7 protein-coding genes and 1 pseudogene are annotated in these 7,488 nt (G+C 72.4%); 3 read left to right on the top strand and 5 right to left on the bottom strand.

Annotated elements, in window-relative coordinates:
* Window positions 1-206: 206 nt before the first annotated feature.
* The gene (locus ACS04_RS30120; RefSeq protein ID WP_245236613.1) at window positions 207-1,016 is read left to right on the top strand and encodes a class I SAM-dependent methyltransferase; all 810 of its coding nucleotides are present in this window, start codon (window positions 207-209) and stop codon (window positions 1,014-1,016) included.
* 57 nt (window positions 1,017-1,073) lie between these two features.
* Here the strand turns inward: ACS04_RS30120 and ACS04_RS38445 are convergent, their stop codons facing one another.
* Window positions 1,074-1,232, bottom strand: a complete 159-nt coding sequence (locus tag ACS04_RS38445) for a hypothetical protein (RefSeq protein ID WP_158977672.1) — start codon at window positions 1,230-1,232, stop codon at window positions 1,074-1,076.
* A gap of 277 nt (window positions 1,233-1,509) precedes the next feature.
* Window positions 1,510-2,292, bottom strand: coding sequence for a peptidoglycan recognition protein family protein (locus ACS04_RS30115; RefSeq protein WP_078865513.1), 783 nt, complete (start codon window positions 2,290-2,292; stop codon window positions 1,510-1,512).
* Between the two features lie 251 nt (window positions 2,293-2,543).
* Between ACS04_RS30115 and ACS04_RS30110 the strand changes: the two genes are divergently transcribed.
* Window positions 2,544-2,759, top strand: coding sequence for a hypothetical protein (locus tag ACS04_RS30110; protein WP_048479991.1), 216 nt, complete (start codon window positions 2,544-2,546; stop codon window positions 2,757-2,759).
* A 58-nt stretch (window positions 2,760-2,817) separates the two neighbouring features.
* Here ACS04_RS30110 and ACS04_RS30105 read toward each other — a convergent pair whose 3' ends face one another.
* From ACS04_RS30105 to ACS04_RS30095, 3 genes are all read right to left on the bottom strand, one after another.
* Entirely contained in the window at window positions 2,818-3,711 is an 894-nt protein-coding gene (locus tag ACS04_RS30105) for a geranyl diphosphate 2-C-methyltransferase (RefSeq protein WP_048479990.1), read from the bottom strand.
* A gap of 14 nt (window positions 3,712-3,725) precedes the next feature.
* Window positions 3,726-4,991, bottom strand: coding sequence for a family 2 encapsulin nanocompartment cargo protein terpene cyclase (locus ACS04_RS30100; protein ID WP_048479989.1), 1,266 nt, complete (start codon window positions 4,989-4,991; stop codon window positions 3,726-3,728).
* Window positions 4,992-5,059: 68 nt separating this feature from the next.
* Window positions 5,060-6,472, bottom strand: coding sequence for a family 2B encapsulin nanocompartment shell protein (locus ACS04_RS30095; RefSeq protein WP_048479988.1), 1,413 nt, complete (start codon window positions 6,470-6,472; stop codon window positions 5,060-5,062).
* Window positions 6,473-7,073: 601 nt separating this feature from the next.
* Between ACS04_RS30095 and ACS04_RS39750 the strand changes: the two are divergent.
* Window positions 7,074-7,326: pseudogene (locus ACS04_RS39750) on the top strand (hypothetical protein); the annotation flags it as partial.
* Between the last annotated feature and the right edge of the window lie 162 nt (window positions 7,327-7,488).

Here is a 7,488-nt window from a genome sequence, read left to right as displayed (position 1 = left end):
CTGGGCACTGCGCGAGGCCACGGCCTCCGCCCGGTTGGACCCCAGGGTGGGCTCCGCCCTCGCGCTGGCCGCCCGCGCGGCGGCCATGACCTGCACCCGCGAGGGCGCCGACCCGCCGACGCGTTCCGAGATCGCCCGCTGGACCGCCGGACGGTAGCGCACCGCGCGCCGGGCGCCGTCGGGGCGTCCCGGCGATAATGGGGCGCATGGGCACAGATGCCGGGCGCGGGCGCTACGGCGAGGCGGTGTTCCGGCCCGAGCAGGCCGGGGAGGACGAGCGCATCGACCTCGGGGCCCTCACGTACGACGACATGACGATGGAGCGTCTGCGGGCCCTGGGGGCCGGGCCGGGCTGGAACTGTCTGGACGTGGGGGCCGGGACCGGCACCGTGGCACGGCGGCTGATCGAAGAGGCCGAGGTGGCGAGCGTGCTCGCCGTCGACCGCGATGTCCGCTTCCTCGCCGCCCGTCCGCTGCCCGGGCTCGACCTCCTGGAGGCGGACGCCGGGGCGCCGGATTTCGACCCCGGTCGCCGGTTCCAGCTCGTCCACGCCCGGTTCGTGCTGATGCACTTGCCCGCGTGGCGGGGCGTGATCACCCGGCTCGCCGGCCTGCTGGCCGAGGGCGGGGTGCTGGTGCTCAGCGACGCCGTGGACCTGACCACCCGTACAGCGCCGCCGGACGCGTACTCCCGGGTCATGCAGGCCATGTGGCAGGGGCTGCGGGACACCATCGGCACCGACGTCTCGTGGGTCGCCGACTACCCCCGGCACCTGCGGGACGCGGGGCTCGTCTCCGTGGCCGCCGAGATCAGGGTGCCTCCCCTGGTCCCGGGCAGCCCCATCAGCCGGTTCTGGATCGGGACGTGGGACCGGGCCAGGGAGTCGATCGTGGCCACCGGGCTGGTGGACGACGCGGTGATCGAGGAGGCGGTGAGCTATCTCGGCTCCCCCGGCTGCGCCGCACTGTCACCGGGAATGATCACCGCCTGGGGCCGTCGCCCGCTGTCCGCGTGACGGGGCCGGAAGGACCGGTCCCGCAAGGTGGCGACGGCGGGGGCCTGGAAGGAGGGGTCAGAAGGGCCCGGTCTGCGTGCCGAGCCGGCCGTGCGGGCCCCGGCGGCGCCGGTCGCTGCGGCACCAGATGCGGTAGGCGCTGAAGCAGCAGGCCAGGGCGACCGAGACAGCACACCAGAGGCCGACGACGACGAGGATCGTGACGAGCAGGGACATGTGGCTCACTCCTGTCCGGATGGGTGCGCTGTCCGGGCCGTCCGAAGCCCGGTCCGGGCCCGCGGTCGGGCGGAGATGTCGAACACCTCGTCACGTACCCGCGCCGGCACGTCCTACAACACATCTCGGGCCACCTCTCGTGCGGAACGCGAATACAGGGGGCGGTTGTTCGGCTTCCGGTTGCCCCGTCCCACGCCGAAAGGCCACCACCGTACGCCGAGCGGGGCTGCGCTCGGCGTACGGCGGTGGCCTGGTGGCGCGGGCGCGCCCTGGGCGGTCAGCGCAGCAGCAGCCGCTCCGGGACGTACTCCGGGTACGGCGACAGGGCGTGGGCGGCGGCCTCGTCGATCAGGTGCTGGAAGGGGTCCGACGCTGGCTCCGTCAGTGAGGTGCCCAGACGTGCGGCGACCTGCTTGCGCAGGGTCGGGAGCTGGGCGTAGAGGCGGTCGCCCGGGCAGGAGGTGGAGTTGAAGTCCCGGTGGCCGTAGATCTCGGAGGCGGGCAGGCCGTACTGGTCGCAGATGTACGCGCACAGGTCCGCGAGCTTCGCGAACTGGGCGGCAGGCGGCTCCTCCGTCATGTACGTGCCCTCGTTCTCGATGCCGATCGAGACGTTGTTCTGCCCCACGCAGTGCGCCGCGCGCACCTGGCGCCTGCCGGTGCGCAGTTCCGCGAGGCTGCTGTGGCGCCCCTCCATGACGTACGCGCCGCGGCTGACCGTGAAGTGCTGCCCGGTGTCGATCCACCCCTGGGCGTCCATGTGGTACGTCTGGATCGCCCGGGCCAGGGCGAACGCGCGCTGCTGAGAGTAGTCGGTCACGTTCAGCGTCGCGGTGTGGTGGACGATGATCCGCTCCGGGCGGTTCGAGAGGACCACCACGGACTCGGAGGCCGCCCGCGCCCCCCAGCCGGCGCAGCTCACGATCTCCGGTCCGGCCGCGGCGGCCGTGGCCGCGGCCCGTGCCCGGCCCGCCGGGAGGAGGGAGAGCGCGGAGCCGGCGGCCAGGGCGAACGCGCCCGTGACGACCGCTCGGCGGGTGTGCTGCGCGGGGGAGGTCATACCGTGCCCTTTCGGTCGGAGGCTGCCCATTGAAGGGGCCCCGTCCGCAGGAGCACGTTTGACACACCGGTGATCGGGTCCCCGGCGGCGCCACGGGGTGAGCGGGGGCCGCCATCCGGGTGCGGCCCGGGCCGCGTCCCGCGCCCCGGCCGGGCCGTCTCTCACATCCTGGGCCGGGAACACCGCATCCCGCCGAGCCGTCCAGCCATGCAGCCGTGCATGGGTCCAGCCAGCCGCCCCAGGAGTACGGGATGTCCTTCGACGCCGTCGACCGCTTTCTGACCGCCCTCGACCCGGCACACCGCGAGACCGTCGAGGGGCTGCCGCGCGACGAGCAGCAGCGGCTCGCCGCGGCATGGGAGGAGGAGCTGGAGCGGGACACCGACATCGACACCCTGGACGAGCTGTCACCCCCGGCCGCCGAGAGCGAGGCGGCGCGGCGGGTGATGGAGCGGCGCGCCGGGTAGCCGGGCCCGCGGCCCGCGGGCCCCGCCGCCCCGCGGTCCTGCTCCGGATCCGCGGGGCTCAGACGCGGTCGGCCGCGATCAGCACGTACTGGAACGAGCCGTCCTTGTAGGAGTTGATGAAGGCCTCCTCGATGCCGGTGACGAGGGAGGAGGTGGCCCGCAGCTCCCAGTACGGCAGGGTCTCGGGCGTCAGGTCGATCACGGCCTGCGGTACGAGGCGGTTGTCGGCCATGGCCCGCATGTACTCCCGGCGGGAGTGGATGTTGCACTCGAAGTGGGCGTTGATCTGGGAGACCCACTTCGAGGGCTGGCCGTACCGGGGGTTCCAGCATCCGGTGATGGTCACGTAGCGGCCGCCGACGGCCAGCACGCGGGAGTGCTCGGCCATCAGGTCGTGCAGGTCGACGTACATGCTCGACTCGTTGTTCCACGAGCCCGCGGCCTGGCCCGTCTCGAACGGCATGTCGAGCATGTTGCAGACGCGGGCGCGGACGGAGTCCTCGATGCCGAGTTCCCGGGCGCGCCGGTTGGCGAACTCGGCCTGCTTGGCGGACAGGGTGACGCCTTCGACCTTGCAGCCGAACCGCTGGTGGGCCATGACGGACGAGCCGCCGCGGCCGCATCCGGCGTCCACGAGCAGGTCGGTGTGGCCCATGCGGCCCAGGTGGTCCAGGAGGACGTCGGCCTGCGCCGACTCCAGCCGGTGGAGTTCGGCGATCAGCTTCTTCTCGTACGCGCTGTCGGCGGTGTCCCCGAGGGCGGCGTGGTCGACGTCACCGATGCCGTAGTGGTGGTGGTAGAGGCCGTCCACGTCACCGAGGCGCAGGTTCACCGGCCGGGCCTCGTGGTCCCAGTAGCGGGCGATGTCACCCTGGTAGGGGGTCGCCGGGGCCGGGATGAACGCCGAAGTCGCGGATGCGGCGGGGGCCATGGTGAGATCGGTGTCGGTCACTTGCAGATCCGTCCTTACCAGAAGTCGGGCAGGCTGTAGCGGTAGGTGTTGGTCATGTGCCAGTAGTGGTTGCCGTCGACCCACGCGGCCACTCCGCGCAGGAAGCGCGCCACGTTGGGGGCGGGGCAGGAGACGGCCAGCTCGGCCGCCGCGGCCTCGAAGGCGTGCATGAGGTCGTTGTGGACCTCGACCGCCTTCAGGTAGGCCTCCTTGACGGAGACCCCCTCGCGTTCGGCGATCACCACGGGCAGGTTCAGGTGCCGGCCGGGACTGGCGAGTTCCTTGGTGTAGGAGTAAAGGTCGTTGACGATGGTCGTCGCGTTCCCGGCGAGCGCGATGACCCGTTGCATGGCGGGCTGGGCGTGCAGGTCGGCGGGCAGTTCGTAGCCGCCGACGGTGTCGGTGATGGTGGGGCAGGGGCGGAAGTTGTTGAACTGGCGCATCGCCAGGTACTCCCACACCTGCGGTACGTAGTCCGTCTCGGCCCAGGCCGCCTCGGCGAGGTAGCCGAGGTGCAGGCGGGCCATGTCGTGCCGGAACCGGTCGGCCTGGGAGGGGCTCGCCCCCTGGAGGAGGTGCTCCATGGCGGAGCGGTACGCGCGCCGCGGGGCGTCCGAGCGTAGCGACTCCGTCCACGCCGGCTGGTACTCGGTCGTGGTGTGGAGGGGGTCGAGGGCGGTGTGGGCCAGCAGCAGGCGTCCGCCGAGGCCGACGGGCGAGCCCCCGTGGTCCTCGCAGTAGCAGTCGTCGACCACGTTCTCGGCGACCATCAGCCGGGTGGCGAGCATCAGGTGGTCGATGTCGGGGGCGTCCGGGTGGCAGGCGACCATGTACCGGCCCACGCAGAAGCCGTCGAACTGGTCCTCCCACTCCGGCGGGTAGAGGTCCACCTCATCGGCCCACTCCTTGATCCGGCGGCTGATCTCCGCCACCCGTACGGGGTCGGGCTCCGGTACGGGGTGGTGGTAGAGGCCCGGGATCGGACGGCCGGCGGCCGGCTCGGCCGCCCCGGCCGGCTCCGGAGCCGCGAGCGGCGGCCCCTCGTACCGGGCCAGGTGGAGACCCGCCGTGCCCAGTCCGCTCGGGCCGCGCAACAGCCGCTCCAGAGCGGGGTGCGGTGCGCCGGCGGGAGCCGGCGGATCGGCGGGAGCGGGGACGGCGAGCTGCTCGGGCCGGATGCAGCCGACCGCTTCGACGCCGCGGCCGTGACCGTACGTCCCGAAGGCGGCCGCGGCGGCCGGGAGGCTCGACTGCACGGGGGAAGGCCCGGGATCGGGCATCCGTAACTCCTTGGTGAGGTGGTGGGGCTGTCCCGGTTCCCGGGCGCGCTCCCGGGCGGCCCGGTCCGTCAGTCGTGCCTGCGGGCGATCTGTACGTTCTCCAGCACGCCGAGCGCGTCGGGCACGAGGATGGCGGCGGAGTAGTAGGTGGAGACCAGGTAGGAGATGATCGACCGCTCGTCGATGCCCATGAACCGCACCGACAGGCCCGGTTCGTACTCCTCCGGCAGTCCGGTCTGGCGCAGGCCGATGACGCCCTGGTTGTCCTCGCCGGTACGCATGGCGATGACGGAGCTGGTGTTCTCCTTGCTGATCGGGATCTTGTTGCAGGGCAGGATCGGCACCCCGCGCCAGGCCGGGACCTGCTGTCCGCCGAGGTCGACGTGGTCCGGGTAGAGCCCGCGCGCGTTGAACTCGCGCCCGATCGCCGCGATGGTCTTGGGGTGGGCGAGGAAGAGCTTGGTGCCGCGGCGGCGGCAGAGCAGCTCGTCGAGGTCGTCCGGGGTGGGCGGACCGGAGTGGGTCTGGATGCGCTGCTTGAAGGCGGCGTTGTGGAGCAGACCGAACTCCCGGTTGTTGATGAGCTCGTGCTCCTGGCGCTCGCGCAGCGCCTCGATGGTGAGCCGGAGCTGCTGCTCCGTCTGGTTCATCGGCTCGTTGTAGAGATCGGCGACCCTCGTGTGCACCCGCAGGACGGTCTGCGCGATGGAGAGTTCGTACTCGCGCGGGTTGAGCTCGTAGTCGACGAAGGTGCCGGGCAGTTCGGGCTCGCCCGTGTGGCCGGCCGACAGGGCGATCTCGGCCTCGCCGTGCTTGTTCTGCCGCTGGTGGGGCAGCGAGCCGAACTGTCGCACGTGGGCCTGGAGCCGGGGCGCCGAGGACAGCACGGCGGCGAAGTCGGAGCGGGACAGCGTGAGCAGGGTGCCCGCGGTGGCGGCGGTGGCCGTGTAGTCCCAGCCGCCGGCGCCGTCGAGCAGGGCGTTATCGCCGAAGCGGTCGCCGTCCGCCAGCACGCCGACGGCGACTTCGTCGCCGTACTTGCCGACGGAGGTCTGGTTGATCCGGCCGTGGGCGATCAGGTGGATGTCGTTGGCGGGGGTGCCCCGCTCGACGAGGACCTCACCGGCGCGGAAGTCGCGCTGGACGCACCGGGCGGCGAGAGCGGTGAGTACCTCCAGGTCGTCGAAGCCGCGCAGCATGGCGAGTTCGCCGAGCTCACGGGGGATGACGCGGACGTGGGCGCCGTCCTGGACGAACTCGATGCGGCCGTCGCCGACGGTGTAGGTCAGCCGCCGGTTCACCCGGTAGGTGCCGCCCTTGGTCTCCACCCAGGGAAGCATCTTCAGCAGCCAGCGGGAGGTGATCTCCTGCATCTGCGGGGCGGACTTGGTCGTGGTGGCGAGGTTGCGGGCAGCCGCCGTGCCCAGGCTGGTCTGCCGGGGCTGGTCGAGCTGCGCCTCCGGGCTGGTGTCCACGGTCATCGGGCAGGCGCTCCTTCGTCGGGGCGGTGACCGGCGACGCGCGCACGTCACCGGTGGAAAAGAAAGAAGGGGGTCGGAATCCCGGGCAATCCATCCGGATCCGGGAGCACACTAACCGTCAGCGCATCCCGTCAGTCCTCCCGTCCGATGCCATTACCTCGATACGGCGATCTTGTGCCGTGTGGCGTTTACGGGCGGGTACGACGACATTCAAGCCAGCTCGAACACCCCTGCGCGGTGGTGGCTTTGACGTGGAGCGATCTTCGTCGAGGTACGCACGAGGGGGCGCTGGACCCCGGACGACCGGGGCGCCGGGAACAGGGTCACCCCGAAGCACGTACGGCCCGGCCGTGTTCATGCGGGTGCGCGCCTCACGGCCGGTTCGGGCGACCGCCCGGCCGCTTGCAACCCCGGGGCGCGGCGGCGCCCGTCACCTGTGCGCGACAGGGACTTTCCACGTCGGCCGCCGCGTGATGGGCCTGCCCACGGCTGCGGCCACGCCATGGGGTCCCGGGGGGGCCGGTGTTCTCCTCCGCGGAGGTACGGAAGTGCACGCGGCCATCCCCCTCAGCGCCCGGTGGCTGCGGGCCGTCGCTGTGCACGCAACGCCACCGCCGAGGAGGCGGACGTGTTCCCGCGGATACGGCCGGCACCGACCTGGCCCTCCTCAACGGGCTGCTGCACCTGCTGGTCGAGGGCGGCTGGGCCGACCCGGCCTGCATCGCAGAACGCTTCGGGGGTCGGGAGGACATGCCCGTCTTCCGCGCGACCACCCGCCCGTGAAGGTCGCCGGGACCACCGGCATACCGGAGGCGGACGTCCCGCCGGCCGCCCGCGGATCCCGTGACCCCGGCCGTGAGGGTCGGGCCGGAGATCGGGATCACCTCTCTCACGGCCTGCCCGGAGCACCGCCGCGCCCACGGCCACCACGGCGGAACCGGCTGTTCCGCGGCGAACAGCGCCGGGCCACGGACTCCCCCTACCGCGAGGAGCTTGGCGTCACCAGCGGGCGGGGT

It is taken from the genome of Streptomyces roseus, assembly GCF_001044425.1.
Taxonomy (GTDB): Bacteria; Actinomycetota; Actinomycetes; order Streptomycetales; family Streptomycetaceae; genus Streptomyces; species Streptomyces roseus.
The sequence above is the reverse complement of the archived record's forward strand: the minus strand, read 5'-3'. Positions and strand labels throughout refer to the sequence as shown.

Coding starts and splice junctions, on each gene's coding strand:
- ACS04_RS30120 (WP_245236613.1), top strand. CDS start 207: ATGGGCACAGATGCCGGGCGCGGGCGCTACGGCGAGGCGGTGTTCCGG.
- ACS04_RS38445 (WP_158977672.1), bottom strand. CDS start 1,232: ATGTCCCTGCTCGTCACGATCCTCGTCGTCGTCGGCCTCTGGTGTGCT.
- ACS04_RS30115 (WP_078865513.1), bottom strand. CDS start 2,292: ATGACCTCCCCCGCGCAGCACACCCGCCGAGCGGTCGTCACGGGCGCG.
- ACS04_RS30110 (WP_048479991.1), top strand. CDS start 2,544: ATGTCCTTCGACGCCGTCGACCGCTTTCTGACCGCCCTCGACCCGGCA.
- ACS04_RS30100 (WP_048479989.1), bottom strand. CDS start 4,991: ATGCCCGATCCCGGGCCTTCCCCCGTGCAGTCGAGCCTCCCGGCCGCC.
- ACS04_RS30095 (WP_048479988.1), bottom strand. CDS start 6,472: ATGACCGTGGACACCAGCCCGGAGGCGCAGCTCGACCAGCCCCGGCAG.